The organism is Pandoraea sp. 64-18 (assembly GCF_001899225.1).
GTDB classification, from domain to species: domain Bacteria; phylum Pseudomonadota; class Gammaproteobacteria; order Burkholderiales; family Burkholderiaceae; genus Pandoraea; species Pandoraea cepalis.
In genome coordinates this window covers 159,160-175,822 of the sequence record NZ_MKVU01000004.1, presented here as the reverse complement: position 1 = coordinate 175,822, position 16,663 = coordinate 159,160, and the positions used below count along the sequence as shown (strand labels likewise).

16 protein-coding genes are annotated in these 16,663 nt (G+C 61.6%); all 16 read left to right on the top strand.

What is annotated here, in order from left to right:
- The first annotated feature begins 343 nt into the window (after positions 1–343).
- The 16 genes from mnmG (at position 344) to BGP02_RS01495 (ending at position 16,607) form a co-directional block, all read left to right on the top strand.
- Complete coding sequence (mnmG, locus tag BGP02_RS01570) at positions 344–2,308, top strand: tRNA uridine-5-carboxymethylaminomethyl(34) synthesis enzyme MnmG (protein ID WP_268567070.1); 1,965 nt, start codon at positions 344–346, stop codon at positions 2,306–2,308.
- A 12-nt stretch (positions 2,309–2,320) separates the two neighbouring features.
- Positions 2,321–3,001, top strand: a complete 681-nt coding sequence (gene rsmG / locus BGP02_RS01565; RefSeq protein ID WP_017233827.1) for a 16S rRNA (guanine(527)-N(7))-methyltransferase RsmG — start codon at positions 2,321–2,323, stop codon at positions 2,999–3,001.
- Positions 2,998–3,624, top strand: a complete 627-nt coding sequence (locus BGP02_RS01560) for a lipocalin family protein (protein WP_017233826.1) — start codon at positions 2,998–3,000, stop codon at positions 3,622–3,624. Before rsmG ends, BGP02_RS01560 begins: the two co-directional genes overlap by 4 nt.
- Before the next feature lie 169 nt (positions 3,625–3,793).
- Positions 3,794–4,564, top strand: coding sequence for a ParA family protein (locus tag BGP02_RS01555; protein ID WP_150564373.1), 771 nt, complete (start codon positions 3,794–3,796; stop codon positions 4,562–4,564).
- A gap of 27 nt (positions 4,565–4,591) precedes the next feature.
- The gene (locus tag BGP02_RS01550; protein ID WP_017233824.1) at positions 4,592–5,491 is read left to right on the top strand and encodes a ParB/RepB/Spo0J family partition protein; all 900 of its coding nucleotides are present in this window, start codon (positions 4,592–4,594) and stop codon (positions 5,489–5,491) included.
- Positions 5,492–5,647: 156 nt separating this feature from the next.
- Positions 5,648–6,763 carry an SLC13 family permease gene (locus tag BGP02_RS01545; RefSeq protein ID WP_286797447.1) on the top strand — a complete coding sequence of 372 codons (1,116 nt, stop codon included), beginning with the start codon at positions 5,648–5,650 and terminating at the stop codon, positions 6,761–6,763.
- A 244-nt stretch (positions 6,764–7,007) separates the two neighbouring features.
- Complete coding sequence (locus BGP02_RS01540; protein ID WP_150564374.1) at positions 7,008–7,511, top strand: ATP synthase subunit I; 504 nt, start codon at positions 7,008–7,010, stop codon at positions 7,509–7,511.
- Between the two features lie 69 nt (positions 7,512–7,580).
- Positions 7,581–8,429 (top strand): F0F1 ATP synthase subunit A, encoded by an 849-nt coding sequence (gene atpB / locus BGP02_RS01535; RefSeq protein WP_017233821.1) that lies wholly within the window; start codon positions 7,581–7,583, stop codon positions 8,427–8,429.
- An 85-nt stretch (positions 8,430–8,514) separates the two neighbouring features.
- On the top strand, positions 8,515–8,781 hold the full coding sequence (atpE, locus tag BGP02_RS01530; protein WP_017233820.1) for a F0F1 ATP synthase subunit C: 267 nt from the start codon (positions 8,515–8,517) through the stop codon (positions 8,779–8,781).
- A 125-nt stretch (positions 8,782–8,906) separates the two neighbouring features.
- Positions 8,907–9,377, top strand: a complete 471-nt coding sequence (locus BGP02_RS01525) for a F0F1 ATP synthase subunit B (protein WP_017233819.1) — start codon at positions 8,907–8,909, stop codon at positions 9,375–9,377.
- Between the two features lie 2 nt (positions 9,378–9,379).
- Positions 9,380–9,910 (top strand): F0F1 ATP synthase subunit delta, encoded by a 531-nt coding sequence (locus tag BGP02_RS01520; RefSeq protein WP_017233818.1) that lies wholly within the window; start codon positions 9,380–9,382, stop codon positions 9,908–9,910.
- A 50-nt stretch (positions 9,911–9,960) separates the two neighbouring features.
- Entirely contained in the window at positions 9,961–11,502 is a 1,542-nt protein-coding gene (gene atpA / locus BGP02_RS01515; protein WP_017233817.1) for a F0F1 ATP synthase subunit alpha, read from the top strand.
- Between the two features lie 88 nt (positions 11,503–11,590).
- The gene (atpG, locus tag BGP02_RS01510) at positions 11,591–12,478 is read left to right on the top strand and encodes a F0F1 ATP synthase subunit gamma (protein ID WP_026131929.1); all 888 of its coding nucleotides are present in this window, start codon (positions 11,591–11,593) and stop codon (positions 12,476–12,478) included.
- Between the two features lie 61 nt (positions 12,479–12,539).
- Positions 12,540–13,931, top strand: a complete 1,392-nt coding sequence (gene atpD, locus BGP02_RS01505) for a F0F1 ATP synthase subunit beta (RefSeq protein WP_261939555.1) — start codon at positions 12,540–12,542, stop codon at positions 13,929–13,931.
- A 147-nt stretch (positions 13,932–14,078) separates the two neighbouring features.
- Positions 14,079–14,495, top strand: a complete 417-nt coding sequence (locus tag BGP02_RS01500) for a F0F1 ATP synthase subunit epsilon (protein ID WP_017233814.1) — start codon at positions 14,079–14,081, stop codon at positions 14,493–14,495.
- A gap of 393 nt (positions 14,496–14,888) precedes the next feature.
- On the top strand, positions 14,889–16,607 hold the full coding sequence (locus BGP02_RS01495; RefSeq protein WP_017233813.1) for an AMP-binding protein: 1,719 nt from the start codon (positions 14,889–14,891) through the stop codon (positions 16,605–16,607).
- Positions 16,608–16,663: the final 56 nt, after the last annotated feature.

The window sequence follows — 16,663 nt, the reverse complement described above, 5'->3', positions numbered from 1 at the left end:
TTGTCCTGGGGCAATGGATTGGCGGAGATTGCCGGTGCCCTGACGGAGCGACTTTCAAGTGGAGCGCAGTCGGGGTGCCGGTGATCTCCGCTGCCCGGAGGCAGGCGAGAGCGAGGGATGGAATTCAACGGTGGGGTGGTGCAGGAAGGCCCTCGCCACGCTTCATAACCTAAGCGTTCCCCCATCCAACCCAACGATGTTTCACGTGAAACCGTCCCCAATACCGTCGTTTTGCCAACGTTCCACGTGAAACACCTCAGTCGTTACAAATGATGCACCGCAATACCGCTATAATTCCGCCATTACCGAATCCAGAGAGTTTGCCGTCCGCGGCAAGATGACGATGCTTTATCCGACCGAGTTCGACGTGATCGTAGTGGGTGGCGGCCATGCCGGCACAGAGGCTGCGCTCGCCTCGGCCCGCATGGGCTGTAAGACGCTTCTGCTCACCCACAACATCGAGACCCTCGGTCAGATGAGCTGCAATCCCTCCATCGGCGGGATCGGCAAAGGCCATCTCGTCAAAGAGGTCGATGCACTGGGCGGGGCCATGGCCGCCGCGACCGACGAGAGCGGTATCCAGTTTCGCATCCTGAATTCGTCCAAAGGGCCGGCCGTGCGCGCCACCCGTGCCCAAGCTGACCGAATTCTCTACAAGCAGGCTATCCGCCATCGCCTCGAGAATCAGCCTAACCTTTGGCTCTTCCAGCAAGCCGTCGAAGACCTCATCGTCGAAGGCGAACGTGTCGTAGGCGCCATCACCCAAGTGGGGCTGCGTTTCCGCGCCCGCGCCGTGGTTCTCACCGCCGGCACCTTCCTCGACGGCAAAATCCACGTCGGGCTGAACAACTACGTTGGCGGGCGCGCCGGAGACCCGGCCGCCATCAGCCTGTCCGCTCGCCTCAAAGAGTTGAAACTACCGCAAGGTCGGTTGAAAACCGGTACGCCGCCGCGCATCGACGGCCGTTCCATCGACTTCTCCGTTCTCGAAGAACAGCCCGGTGACCTCGATCCCGTTCCCGTGTTCTCGTTTCTCGGCCGCCCCGAACAGCATCCGCGCCAAGTGCCGTGCTGGGTCACTCACACCAACGAACGCACCCACGATATCATCCGCGGCGGACTCGACCGGTCGCCCATGTACACCGGCGTCATCGAAGGCGTCGGTCCGCGCTATTGTCCGTCCATCGAAGACAAGATTCACCGCTTCGCCGACAAGACGTCGCACCAGATCTACCTCGAACCCGAAGGCCTCACGACCAACGAGTTCTACCCCAACGGCATCTCCACCAGCCTGCCGTTCGACGTACAACTCGAACTCGTCCGCTCGATGAAAGGCATGGAGAATGCCTACATCCTGCGCCCAGGCTATGCCATCGAATACGACTACTTCGATCCCCGTGGGCTGCGCAGCTCGCTCGAAACCCGCGTCATCTCCGGGCTCTTCTTCGCGGGGCAGATCAACGGAACGACGGGCTACGAAGAGGCCGCCGCCCAAGGGCTGCTCGCCGGCATCAACGCCGCGTTGCAAGTACAAGGCCGCGATGCCTGGTGCCCGCGCCGCGATCAGGCGTACCTTGGCGTGCTCGTCGACGACCTGATTACGCGTGGCGTCTCCGAACCCTACCGCATGTTCACCAGCCGCGCCGAGTATCGCCTGTCGCTGCGTGAAGACAATGCCGACATGCGTCTGACCGAAGTCGGCCGCGAACTCGGTGTCGTCGACGATACGCGCTGGGAATCGTTCTGCCGCAAACGCGACGCTGTTTCACGTGAAACAGAACGTCTCAAATCGACGTGGGTGACACCGAAAACCTTCCCGGCCGAAGATGCCGTGCCGCTGCTCGGCAAAGCCATCGACCATGAATACTCGCTGGCCGATTTGCTGCGTCGCCCGGAAGTTGGCTACGACGCCCTCATGGCCGTGCAGGGCGGTCGTCTTGCCGCCGAAACACCGCTCTCCGACGATCCACTGCAAGCGAACCAGATTCGTGAGCAGATCGAGATCGCCGCCAAGTATCAGGGCTACATCGACCGTCAGGCCGACGAGATCGTGCGCAAGGAAGCCAACGAAAACACCGTGCTGCCGGCCAACATCGACTACAACGACGTACGCGGACTATCGATCGAAGTGCGCCAGAAGCTGGGGGCACAGCGGCCTGAGACATTGGGCCAGGCATCGCGTATCTCCGGAGTGACGCCCGCCGCGATCTCGCTGCTGATGATCCACCTCAAGAAAGGGCTCGGACGCCGTCGCGCGTCAGGGGAAGCGACCGCTGCCGCCGATGACGGCGACGCACACGCAGCCTGACGCGGAGCCCTCATGACCGATCCGCGACGTTCCGCCGCCAACGGCGGCAATGACCTGGCTGTGCTTTTGGCCGACGGCATCCGGCAACTCGGCCTGTCCATCAGCGAAGAACAACAGCGGTGCCTGCTCGACTACCAGGCGTTGCTGGCGAAATGGAATGCCTCGTTGCAGATGACCTCCATCCGCGAACCCCGCCAAATGGTCGTCAAGCACCTGCTCGATTCGCTCTCCATTCTGCCGCGCCTTGACCGTGAGCCGATTTCACGTGTGCTTGACGTGGGCTCAGGCGGTGGGCTGCCCGGCGTGGTGCTCGCGATTGTGCGTCCCGACTGGCAAGTGACGGTCAACGACATCGTGCACAAAAAAACAGCATTCCTCACCCAGGCCCGCGCGACATTCAAGTTGACCAATCTGACGGTCGTGACCGGCCGGGTCGAGTCACTCGCTGTTGGCAAAGAAGTGAGCGCACCTTTCGACGCCATCGTGTCGCGCGCCTTTGCTGAGCTGACCGATTTCGTCACCCTCGCGGGAGCCTTGCTGGCTCCCGATGGCAGCTTCTGGGCCATGAAAGGCGTGGCGTCAGAAAGCGAACTCGCGCTGCCCACCGGCTACACACTGGTTGAGCGCCTGGCGCTGAACGTCCCATTTCTCGACGCCGAGCGTCATTTGCTTCGCGTGAAGGTAACAGCATGAATAAGATGACCCGCTGGGCAGGGGCCGTCATGGTCAGTTTTTCGGTGGTTGCCGCGGTCGCCTGGGGGCAATCCGGACAAGAATCGCTGACGACACGCGTGCGGCCGGTACAGAAGATCGACAAAGCGCGCTACGTCGGCACCTGGTACGAAATAGCACGCTATCCGAATTTCTTCGAGCGAAAATGTGTGTCGGACGTGACGGCGCAGTATGCCGCGCGACCGGACGGGCGGATCGAAGTCACCAACCGATGCCGCAAGGACGATGGTACGTGGGTCAGCGATACCGGTCTGGCACGCACCGATGGGCAGGGCACCGGCACGGCCCGCTTCAAGGTGACGTTCGCGCCGCAATGGTTGCACTGGATTCCCTGGCTTTGGGCGAACTACTGGGTTATCGTGCTCGACGACGACTATCAGTTTGCCGCTGTCGGAGAGCCCAGTCGCGAGTACCTCTGGGTCCTCTCGCGAACGCCGACGATGGACGACAACGCACTGAATCAAATGCGTGCCCAGTTGCGCAAGCAGGGCTACGACACTGACAAACTGGTGTTGACGCCCCAAAAGGCGAGCGCCTCGGCAGTACCGCCCGCCGGCGCGTCTGACGCCGGTCAGCGAAAGTAATAACTGAGCTTTACTCAGGTAATCGAATTTGCGGGACGGAGCGAATCGCGCACGCCGGGCCTCAGCCAGTCGGCGGTCGCTGGCGGCGCGGCGCATTGGCCCCGGTTTCAGCCCGGCATGATCTGCACCCATCGCATCAACACGGCAGCATTCGGAGGACTACATCGGCATGGCGAAAATTTTCTGCGTGGCCAATCAGAAGGGCGGCGTCGGCAAGACGACCACCACGGTGAACCTCGCTGCCGGACTGGCGTCGCACGGGCAGCGTGTCCTGTTGGTCGACCTCGATCCGCAGGGCAATGCGACGATGGGCAGCGGCATCGACAAAGCCGCTCTCGAATCAAGCGTGTACGAAGTGCTGGTGGACGGTGCCGATGTGGTCGCGAGTTGCCAGCGCTCGGAGTCGGGGAGTTACGATGTGCTGCCCGCGAACCGTGAACTCGCGGGTGCGGACGTGGAACTCGTCTCGCTCGAAAATCGCGACACCCGATTGAAGCTGGCGCTCGCCAAAGTCGACGACGCGTACGATTTCGTCCTCATCGACTGCCCGCCCACGCTCTCGCTGCTTACCCTCAACGGGTTGTGCGCGGCGCACGGCGTGATCATTCCGATGCAGTGCGAATATTTCGCGCTCGAAGGGTTGTCGGATCTCGTCAATACGATCAAGCAAGTGCACGCGAATCTGAACCGCGACCTGCAGGTGATCGGCCTGCTGCGCGTGATGTTCGATCCGCGCATCACGCTGCAGCAACAAGTCTCGGACCAGCTCAAGGAGCACTTCGGAGACAAGGTATTCAACGCGATCATTCCGCGCAATGTGCGACTCGCTGAAGCGCCGAGCTACGGCATGCCAGGCGTCGTTTTCGATCCTGCATCGCGTGGCGCGAAGGCGTATCTGCAATTCGGCGCGGAAATGATCGCGCGTATTCAAACTATGTAAGGCGCATTCGCGCAGGAACGCATTCACATGGCGACCAAGACCACCGCACTGAAGAAAAAGGGCCTGGGCCGCGGCCTCGAAGCCCTGCTCGGCGCCCACGCCGATAATCACAACGGCGCGACCGACGCGCGCGCCGACGGCGCACCGTCGGTCATGGCGCTCGAGCGCCTTCAGGCCGGCAAGTATCAGCCTCGCACTCGCATGGATGAGGGCGCACTGCAGGAACTTGCCGCGAGCATTCGCGCGCAGGGCCTGATGCAGCCGATTCTGGTGCGTCCCGTCGATGGTGAGAAGTACGAAATTATTGCGGGCGAGCGACGTTTTCGTGCCGCACGTATCGCCGGACTGGCCGAAGTGCCGGTGCTCGTGCGCGACGTGCCCGACGAAGCCGCCGCCGCGATGGCGCTCATCGAGAATATTCAGCGCGAAGACTTGAATCCGCTTGAAGAAGCGCAAGGCATTCAGCGGCTGCTCGGTGAGTTCAACTACACGCACGAGCAAGCCGCCGAATCGCTTGGCCGCTCGCGCAGCGCGGTGTCGAACCTGTTGCGCCTGCTCAATCTCGCGCATCCCGTGCAGACGATGCTGCTCGCGGGCGATCTCGACATGGGGCACGCGCGTGCGCTGCTCTCCGTCGACGCCGCCACGCAGATCACGCTCGCCAATCAAGTGGTGAACAAGCGTCTTTCGGTGCGCGACACGGAGCGCATCGTCAATGCATCGCTCAAGCCGCAGGGAGACGGGATTCGTCGTCGCTCGGCGGAGGAGGGCGGTCGCGACGTGACGCGTCTCGAAGAAGAGTTGTCGGATTTGCTCGCGTCGAACGTCAAGATCAAGGTCGGCCGCAAAGGCGCCGGACAACTCACGATTGAATTCGGCAGCCTCGACGCGCTCGACGGCATTCTCGCGCGCATTCGTGCCGAATGACGTCGGTGTGTTGAGCGTCCTCTCGTGAGCGATCCCGCAGGCAAGTCCGTGGAGCCGACGAAGGCGAGCCCGTCGCAGACATCGGCCGTGCCAGCTTCATCGTCATCGGCAGCGTCATCGCCATCGTCACAGCACGGCACCGCAGCGACGCGTGCATTGCGCGCCCTGCGCGCAACCTACGAGCGCGTGCGCGACGATCGCGTGCTGGTCATCCTGCTCGTGGGATTCGTCGCCTTGCAGATAGCCCGGCCGGCGAGCCTTGGGGACCTGTTCGCACGCATCGATCAGCACACGATTCTCACGCTCGCCGGATTGCTGATGCTCACGCGCGCGATCGATCAGAGCGGCTTCCTCGATTGGCTTGCCCAGCGCTTGCTGCGGGCGTTTCGCACCGAGCGACGTCTCGCGCTGTTGATGGTGGCGTTCGCCGCAGCCCTCTCCACGCTGCTCACCAACGACGTCGCCCTCTTTGCCGTCGTGCCGCTCGCGCAGTCGCTCGCACGCATTGCACCGGTGCGGATTGAACGGCTGATCATCTTCCTCGCGTTGGCGGTCAATGCCGGCTCGAGCCTCACGCCGCTCGGCAATCCGCAGAATCTCTTCCTGTGGCAACACAGTGGCATGGGCTTCGGAGCTTACGTCGTCATGATGACGCCTCTGACGTTGGCGCTCATGGCCGTGTTGCTCGTGACGTGTGCGATGGCGTTCGATTCCCGTGAGCTGCATTTTCAGCGGCGCGGCCCCGCGCATGACGTGCGCTGGCCGTTGCTGTGGGTCGCCCTGGCGCTGTTCGTGGCGTTCGTCGTGCTGGCGGATCACGGCGCTGCCACCTGGGCCTGCGCGGGGGTGGCGGCGGTCCTGCTGGTCGCGCGGCGCAATGCGGTGTTCGGTATCGACTGGTTGCTGCTCGCCATCTTCGTGCTGATGTTCGTGGTGCTGCGCGGTGTGGCCGGGTTACCCGAGGTGCGCGCGACGCTCGGTCAGGTGGATTTGTCCGGATCCGGCATGGCCTATATGGGGGCCGCGGTGCTGTCGCAGGTCATCAGCAACGTTCCCGCCGCGATCCTGCTCGCGGAGTACAGCCACAACTGGCCGGCGCTTGCGCATGGCGCGGCGGTCGGTGGCTTCGGCCTTGCAATCGGTTCGTTAGCCAACCTGATCGCATTGCGCATGGCGAAATCTGACAAGATCTGGTGGCGCTTTCATTGGCTCTCTCTCCCGTTTTATCTGGTGGCACTGTGTGTCGGATATGTTGCCCTCAAATGGGGATAATCGCGCATCGAATGACGTCAAGTCGCAGCGATTGCGCAGCGTTTGGGGCATTTGCCGCGCTGCACCATGAGGAAAATCGGGCTCCTTGAGAGTTGGCGCCAAATCGGAGCATGCACTGCACAATTTCGGCGAATTTGTTGCGTGTTTCGATTGACTGGGGTTCGTAATTTCCCGTAAAATCTCGCGGATTTATCTGCTTGAAGAGCCCATTCGTTTTGCACGAGTCGGGCGGGGAGGCTACGAGATGACCGACGAAAAACGGTCGAACTTGGAACCGAAACCGCAAGCGCCGGCACGTGCAGCATCAGAGGTCTGGGACGACGAGCAGGCGCAAGAAACCATCGTTCCGCTCACACGTGCGCAGGCTGAGCGCCTGTTCGGTCCCGATGTGGGGCGTGTGTCCCGTGTGACTCCATTCAGGGTGGTGGGAGCCCAGGTACTGCTGTCGCTGGTAGCGGCGCTGGCCTGGTGGTTACTCTCGGCATCGCCACGAGACGCGGCGGTGTCCGCATGGCTGGGTGGAATGGTCGGTTGGTTGCCGGGCGCATTGTTTGCGCTGCGGCTAAGAATGTCAGGTGATCGCCTCTCCGTCGGTTCGTTGATGGTGGGAGAGGCGGTCAAGGTAGCAACGACGATTGCGTTGTTTGTGGCCATAGCCTTCGGCTACCCAGGCGTGCACTGGATAGCGTTGCTGGTCACCTTCGTGCTCACGCTCAAAGTCTATTGGCTTGCGATGGCATTGAAGTAGCGGTGAAAACCCGCTCGCGCGTCGACACGTTACCGTGTGCGGATTTTCATAATTGGGTGTTTGATCGCTATGTCATTAGAAGCCGGCCACGCTCCGAGCCCGTCGGAGTACATTTCGCACCACCTGCAAAACCTTGCGAGTTCGACGCAAACCAAGATCGTCGATTTCTCGATCATCAACTGGGACACGATGTTCTGGTCGATCGCAATGGGCGTTCTGGGCTGTTTCGTGCTTTGGTTGGCTGCCCGTAAAGCGTCCTCGGGCGTGCCGAGCCGTTTCCAGGGGGCGGTTGAAATGCTCGTCGAAATGGTGGAAGACCAGTCGAAGAGCATCGTGCACGGCAATCGTGCGTTCATCGCACCGCTGGCGTTGACCGTGTTCGTCTGGGTCGCCCTCATGAACTCGCTGGACTTGCTGCCCGTCGATCTGCCGTCAAAGGTGATCGGGTGGGTCGGCCTGGGCGACATCATTACCCATCACCGCATCGTGCCGACGGCCGATCTGAACGGTACGCTGGGTATTTCCGTCGGCGTGCTGATCCTGATGCTGTACTACAGCTTCAAGATCAAGGGCGCGGGTGGTTTCATGCACGAGTTGTTCACGGCACCGTTCGGTAACCACTTCCTGCTGTGGATCCCGAACCTGCTGCTCAACCTGATCGAATTCTGTGCCAAGACCGTGTCGCTCGGTATGCGACTGTTCGGCAATATGTACGCCGGCGAACTGTTGTTCCTGCTGATCGCTCTGTTGGGCGGCATCTGGAGCTTTGGCGCGGATGCGTCGGTGCTGGGTTTTGTCGGTCACATCATTGCCGGCACCGCATGGGCGATTTTCCACATCCTGATCGTGTTGCTCCAGGCGTTCATCATGATGATGCTCACGCTGGTGTATATCGGCCAGGCGCACGACCATCATTGATGGGTCGTTGCAGGCAGTGACGTGTTTCCCGGTTTCACAGTTTTTCAAATTTAAAGTTTCAAGTCTCTAACCAAAAGGAGTAATCATGCAAGCTTTCATCGCCAACATCCAGGGTCTGACCGCCATCGCTATCGGCATTATCATCGGTCTGGGTGCTATCGGCGCCTGCCTGGGTATCGCGCTGATGGGCGGTAAGTACATCGAAGCGTGCGCCCGTCAGCCCGAGCTGATGAACCCGCTGCAAACGAAGATGTTCCTGCTGGCCGGCCTGATCGATGCGGCATTCCTGATCGGCGTGGGCGTTGCCATGCTGTTCGCGTTCGCGAACCCGCTGCTGTCGAAGCTCGCTTAAGTTTCTTTCGGCCGGTCGCGCAATGATCCGCGCGGCCAACTGGACATGAACGGCGCGCCCAAGCCAGCTGGCACCATGGGGCGCGCTGTTTTGCCAATCGACTCGCATCACCGAAAGGAAACACCGTGAACATAAACGCAACTCTGTTCGCGCAAACCGTCGTGTTTCTGATCCTGGCATGGTTCACGATGAAGTTCGTGTGGCCGCCGCTGATCAAGGCTATCGACGAACGCGCGAAGAAAATCGCTGACGGTCTGGCTGCCGCCGACAAGGGCAAGGCCGAACTGGACGCCGCCAACAAGCGCTCCACGCAAGCCCTCGCGGAAGCCCGCGACGAAGGCGCGAAGCGTATTGCCGACGCCGAGAAGCGTGCTCAGGCCGTGGCCGACGAAATCAAGGCCCAGGCGCAAGCCGAAGCCGCCCGAATCATCGCCAACGCCAAAGCCGAAGCCGAGAATCAGGCCGTCAAGGTCCGTGAATCGCTGCGCGAAGACGTTGCCGGTCTGGCTGTCAAGGGCGCCGAGCAGATCCTGAAGCGTGAAGTTGACGCCAAGGCCCATGCCGACCTGCTGAACCAACTCAAGGCAGAGCTCTGATCATGGCCGAACTCGCAACCATCGCTCGTCCGTACGCCGAAGCGCTGTTCCGCGTGGCCAAGACCGGCGACCTGAATCGCTGGTCGGGGCTGGTGCGCGAACTGGCGCAAGTGGCAGCGCTGTCCGAAGTGGCCAATCTGGCCGACGATCCAAAAATCACGCCGGCGCAAGTGGTCGATGTGCTGACCGCGGCCGTGAAATCGACCGACGCCGAAGTGCGCAACTTCGTCGCCGCTGTGGTCGAGAACGGCCGTCTGGCCGCCATGCCGGAGATCGCCGAACAGTTTGAAGCGTTGAAGAACGCTGCCTCCGGTTCGGCGGATGCCACGATCGAAAGCGCCTTCCCGCTCGAAGGCGAGCAACTGACCTCTCTGGTCAAGGGCCTCGAGCACAAGTTCGGCTGCAAGCTCAACGCGAGCGTGACGGTAGACCCGTCGCTCATCGGTGGCGTGCGTGTGGTGGTTGGCGACGAGGTGCTGGACACTTCGGTGCGCGCCCGCCTGGCAGCTATGCGGACGTCGCTGACGGCCTGAGGCCGGCGCGATACGACTGCGACGGCAAGAATTGAATATCAGGAGCACATATGCAACTCAATCCCTCTGAAATCAGCGAACTGATCAAGAGCCGGATTCAAGGTCTCGAGAGCGGCGCCGAAGTCCGTAACGAAGGCACCGTGATCTCGGTGACTGACGGTATCTGCCGCATCCATGGCCTGTCGGACGTGATGCAGGGCGAAATGCTGGAATTCCCGGGCAATACGTTCGGTCTGGCACTGAACCTCGAGCGCGACTCCGTCGGCGCCGTGATTTTGGGCGAATACGAGCACATCTCGGAAGGCGACACCGTCAAGTGCACGGGCCGCATTCTGGAAGTGCCGGTCGGCCCGGAACTGAAGGGCCGCGTCGTTGACGCACTGGGCCAGCCGATCGACGGCAAGGGTCCGATCAACGCCAAGCTCACCGACGCCATCGAAAAAATCGCCCCGGGCGTGATCTGGCGTAAGTCGGTGTCGCAACCGGTGCAGACCGGTATCAAGGCAATCGACGCCATGGTGCCGATCGGCCGCGGCCAGCGTGAGCTGATCATTGGTGACCGTCAGACGGGTAAGACCGCTGTGGCCATCGACGCGATCATCTCGCAGAAGGGCAAGGGCATGACCTGCGTGTACGTCGCCATCGGTCAGAAGGCCTCGTCGATCATGAACGTGGTGCGCAAGCTCGAAGAGCACGGCGCGATGGAATACACGATCATCGTGACGGCAACGGCGTCGGACTCGGCGGCCATGCAGTTCATCGCACCGTACGCCGGCTGCACGATGGGCGAGTACTTCCGCGATCGCGGCGAAGACGCGCTGATCATTTATGACGACTTGACCAAGCAAGCCTGGGCCTATCGTCAGATTTCGCTGCTGCTGCGCCGTCCGCCGGGCCGTGAAGCCTACCCGGGCGACGTGTTCTATCTCCACTCGCGTCTGCTCGAGCGTGCGGCGCGTGTCTCGGAAGAGTACGTCGAGAAGTTCACCAACGGCCAAATCAAGGGCCAGAGCGGTTCGCTGACCGCCCTGCCGGTGATTGAAACGCAAGCCGGCGACGTGACCGCCTTCGTTCCGACGAACGTGATTTCGATTACCGACGGCCAGATCTTCCTGGAAACCGACCTCTTCAACGCGGGTATCCGTCCGGCAATCAACGCCGGTATCTCGGTGTCGCGTGTGGGTGGTGCGGCGCAGACCAAGGTCATCAAGAAGCTGTCGGGCGGTATCCGTACCGACCTCGCACAGTACCGTGAGCTGGCTGCGTTCGCGCAGTTCGCCTCCGACCTGGACGAAGCGACCCGCAAGCAGCTCGAGCGCGGCCGCCGCGTGACGGAACTGCTCAAGCAGCCGCAGTACCAGCCGCTGCAGGTCTGGGAACTGGCCACGTCGCTGTTTGCCGCCAACAACGGCTATCTGGACGACCTCGAAGTCTCCCAGGTCCTGTCGTTCGAAAAGGGTCTGCGCGAAGTTCTGAAGACCAGCCACGGCGCGCTCATCGGCCGTATCGAAGAGACCAAAGATCTCTCGAAGGACGACGAAGCCGCCCTGCACGCTGCGATCAAGGACTTCAAGCAGACCGGCGCTTACTAATCCGGTTGAATCGGTAACTATTCAACGGACCCGGGAAGGCGCGATGTTCAGCCAACAGCGAACGTCGCGCCGAGACAAGGAGTAAGCAATGGCTGGAATGAAGGAAATTCGCGGCAAGATCAAGAGCGTGCAAAACACGCGCAAGATCACCAAGGCCATGGAAATGGTGGCCGCGTCGAAGATGCGCCGCGCGCAGGAACGCATGCGTCATGCCCGGCCGTACGCTGACAAGGTGCGCCAGATCGCCGCGCATATGGGCCAGGCGAATCCGGAATACCACCACCCGTTCATGGTGAAGCATGCCGACGCGAAAGCGGCCGGCTTCATCGTGGTGACGACGGACAAGGGTCTGTGCGGCGGCTTGAACACCAACGTGCTGCGTGCCGTGGTGGCCAAGATGAAGGACATCGAAGCGCAAGGCCTGAAGATCGAGGCCACTGCCATCGGCAGCAAGGGCTTCGGTTTCCTGAACCGTATCGGCGCGAAGGTGGTATCGCATGTCGTGCAACTGGGCGACACGCCACATCTGGACAAGTTGATCGGCGCAGTGAAGCTGCAGCTCGATGCGTACGCCGAAGGCAAGCTCGACGCCGTGTATCTGGCCTACAACCGCTTCGTCAACACGATGAAGCAGGAAGCCGTGGTCGAACAACTGCTGCCGCTGCCCGAGAAGTTCGAGGGTGCGTCGGACGACGCGAGCGCAGTGCCGGCACAGCATTCGTGGGACTACATCTACGAACCGGATGCGAAGACGGTCGTCGATGCCCTGTTGGTGCGTTACGTCGAAGCTGTCGTGTACCAGGCTGTCGCAGAGAACATGGCGTCGGAACAGTCCGCCCGTATGGTGGCCATGAAGGCCGCATCGGACAACGCGAAGACCGTGATCGGTGAATTGCAGATGATCTACAACAAGGGTCGTCAAGCCGCGATTACGAAGGAACTGTCCGAAATCGTGGGTGGCGCCGCCGCAGTCTAAGCGGTGGCACGGGCCGATGCGCCGCAAGGCGAAATGAATTTGAGTATCTAAAGGAAAAGCGATGAGTACTGCTTTGATTGAAGGCAAAATCGTACAGTGCATCGGCGCCGTTATCGACGTGGAATTCCCGCGCGAAAGCATGCCGAAGATCTACGACGCGCTCACCATGGAAGGGTCGGAACTGACGCTCGAAGTCCAGCAACAGCTGGGCGACGGCGTGGTTCGTACCATCTGTCTGGGTTCCTCCGAAGGCCTGCGCCGCGGCATGACGGTGCAAAACACCGGTCTGCCGATCACGGTGCCGGTCGGCAAGCCGACGCTGGGTCGCATCATGGACGTGCTGGGCCGTCCGATCGACGAAGCCGGTCCGATCGCCAAGGAACACACCCGTTCGATTCACCAGAAGGCACCGGCGTTCGACGAACTGTCGCCGTCGACCGAACTGCTCGAAACCGGCATCAAGGTGATCGACCTGATCTGCCCGTTCGCCAAGGGCGGTAAGGTGGGTCTGTTCGGTGGCGCCGGTGTGGGCAAGACCGTGAACATGATGGAACTCATCAATAACATCGCCAAGGAACACGGCGGTTATTCGGTGTTTGCCGGCGTGGGCGAGCGTACCCGTGAAGGGAACGACTTCTACCACGAAATGAAGGACTCGAACGTTCTGGACAAGGTCGCACTGGTGTACGGCCAGATGAACGAGCCGCCGGGCAACCGTCTGCGCGTGGCGCTGACCGGTCTGACGATGGCCGAGCACTTCCGTGACGAAGGTCGCGACGTGCTGTTCTTCGTGGACAACATCTACCGTTTCACGCTGGCCGGTACCGAAGTCTCGGCACTGCTCGGCCGTATGCCGTCCGCCGTGGGCTATCAGCCGACGCTGGCGGAAGAAATGGGTAAGCTGCAAGAGCGTATTACGTCGACCAAGACCGGCTCGATCACGTCGGTGCAAGCCGTGTACGTGCCTGCCGATGACTTGACCGACCCGTCGCCGGCCACCACCTTCGGTCACTTGGACGCCACCGTCGTTCTGTCGCGTGACATCGCCTCGCTGGGTATCTACCCGGCCGTCGATCCGCTCGACTCGACCTCGCGTCAGATCGACCCGAACGTGATTGGCGACGAGCACTACACGGTGACCCGTCGCGTGCAATCGACGCTGCAGCGTTACAAGGAACTGCGCGACATTATCGCGATTCTGGGCATGGACGAACTGTCGCCGGACGACAAGCTCGCCGTGGCCCGTGCGCGTAAGATTCAGCGTTTCCTGTCGCAGCCGTTCCACGTGGCCGAAGTGTTCACGGGTTCGCCGGGCAAGTACGTTCCGCTCAAGGAAACGATCCGCGGCTTCAAGATGATCGTCGATGGCGAGTGCGACCACCTGCCGGAACAGGCGTTCTACATGGTTGGCACGATCGACGAAGCGTTCGAAAAAGCCAAGAAGATGCAGTAAACGGTTGAGTGCCGGGCGACGGCGGGGTCTCGCGAGAGACGCCACCGCTCGCCGGCAGGTGACTGTTGCGGGGCGGGGTAGCGAAGCGAGGGCGGCAATGTCCGGACTGGCGCGCCTGCCGCTTCATCACACTCAACGGGAGCGATTATGGCAACCATTCAAGTAGACGTCGTCAGCGCCGAAGCGCAGATCTTCTCCGGTCCGGCGCGCTTTGTGGCGCTGCCTGGCGAAGCCGGCGAACTGGGCATTTTGCCCGGCCACACGCCGCTGATCACGCGCATCAAGCCGGGCGCGGTGCGTATCGAGGACGAGGCAGGGAACGAGGACTTCGTCTTCGTGGCCGGCGGCATTCTCGAAGTGCAACCGGGTACGGTGACCGTGCTCGCGGATACCGCAATTCGCGGCAAGGATTTGGACGAGGCCAAGGCTGCCGAAGCCAAGCGCCGTGCCGAAGAAGCGCTGTCGAACAAGGATTCGAACATCGAGTATGCGACTGCCCAAGCCGAACTGGCCGAAGCCATCGCCCAACTCGCTGCGATCCAGAAGTTCCGCAAGGTGAAGTAACGCCGCGTGGCTGCGGCGACGGCCTCATGGTCGACGCTGTACGCCATGCTCGCCGTAGTGCAACGAGGGTTGTCTTTGCAACGACCATCGCCACGCCGCGGCCAAAAGCCCCATGCATGCAAGTGCGTGGGGCTTTTGTTTTGTCCGGGCATGTCCGCCGCCCGGGGGCACCGCGTGCCCACCGCCCCGCGTATTCTTCGCTCAACTCAGGGCCATCCCCACTCGTGTCGTTGCCGGAATTCCGTTAACGTAAACGTCAAGTCAGCATCGCGCGCTATTGTTATGACTAGCGCCCCCGTCGCTCGATGAGACGACAACAGGCGGGCCATTCACGCGGGCGAGCGCCGGACATCAGCATTTCACCCCTTCAGCATTGCTTCAGGAGACAAGCGCATGGAAAGCCGGGAAGTTTCGGGCGTTGTACCTCGTAATGGACTGTCGTATGTGAAGGGTGACACCACCATTCCGCTATCGACGTTGACGGTGTTCGGTCTGCTCGCCGAGACGGCGGCGAAGTATCCGGAGCGGCAGGCCGTCGTGTTCCGTGAGCAGGGCGTGGATTGGACGTGGCGGGAATTCATCGCGCATGTGGATACGTTTGCCTCCGGGCTGATGTCGTTGGGCCTGAAGCAGGGCGATCGCGTGGGCATCTGGTCGCCGAACCGTGTGGAGTGGCTGGTCACGCAGTTCGCCACGGCACGGATCGGTTTGATTCTGGTGAACATCAATCCGGCGTACCGGCTGGCCGAACTCGAATACGCGATCAACAAGGTCGGATGTAAAGCGCTCATCGCGGCGGAGTCCTTCAAGACGTCGCGGTATCTCGACATGCTCAACACGCTCGCGCCCGAGCTGGCAGAGAGTTCTCCCGGTCAATTGCACTCGGCGAAGCTGCCGACGCTGCGCACCGTCATTCGCATGGGCTCGGGCGTGACGCCGGGCATGATGAATTACAGCGACGTGGTCACGCTCGGTGCGGATGCCGATCTCGACGCGCTGCGCGAGATCACCGATGGGCTCGATTGCTTCGACGCCATCAATATCCAGTTCACGAGCGGTACCACCGGCAACCCGAAGGGCGCCACGCTCACGCATCACAACATCGTCAACAACGGCCGTTACATCGCCATGGCGATGCGCTTCTCGGAGCATGACAGCCTGTGCATTCCGGTGCCGTTCTACCACTGTTTCGGCATGGTGCTGGCAGTGCTCGCCTGCGTGTCGACCGGGGCGACGATGGTGTTCCCGGGCGAGGCGTTCGACCCGAAGGCGACGATGGCCGCGGTGTCGGAAGAGCGCTGCACCGCATTGCACGGCGTGCCGACAATGTTCATCGCCCAGCTCGATCATCCGGACTTTGACATCTACCGGTTCGATACCTTGCGCACGGGCATCATGGCTGGCTCGCCGTGCCCGATCGAGACGATGAAGCGCGTGATCAGCCAAATGCACATGCACGAAGTTACGATTGCCTACGGCATGACGGAAACGAGTCCCGTGTCGTTCCAGACCACGACCACCGATCCGCTCGAGAAGCGCGTGACGACCGTCGGGCGCGTGCAGCCGCACCTCGAAGTGAAACTCGTGGATGCTGCCGGGGAGATCGTGCCGGTGGGCGAAAAGGGCGAACTTTGCACGAAGGGCTACTCGGTGATGCAGGGCTATTGGGACGACGAGCCGCGCACGCGTGAGGCGATCCGCGACGGCTGGATGCACACGGGCGATCTGGCCACGATCGACGAGGAAGGCTATTGCAATATCGTCGGCCGCGTAAAGGACATGCTCATTCGCGGGGGAGAGAACATCTACCCGCGCGAGATCGAGGAGTTCCTGTTCCGTCACCCGAAGGTGCAGGCGGTGCAGGTGTTCGGCGTGCCGGATGCGAAGTATGGCGAGGAAGTGTGCGCCTGGATCATTCTCAAACCGGGACAGAGCGCGACGGAAGACGATATCCGCGCCTTCTGCCAGGATCAGATCGCGCATTACAAGATTCCACGCTACATCCGCTTCGTGACCGAGATGCCGATGACGATCACGGGCAAGGTGCAGAAGTTCGTCATGCGCGAGCAGATGGTCGAATCGCTGGGACTGTCGGAAGCGAAGACAGCCTGACCGCCGCCGGGTCGGGGCCCGCGTGAATGGCGGGCCCTTGCTTATTCCTTGAGCGC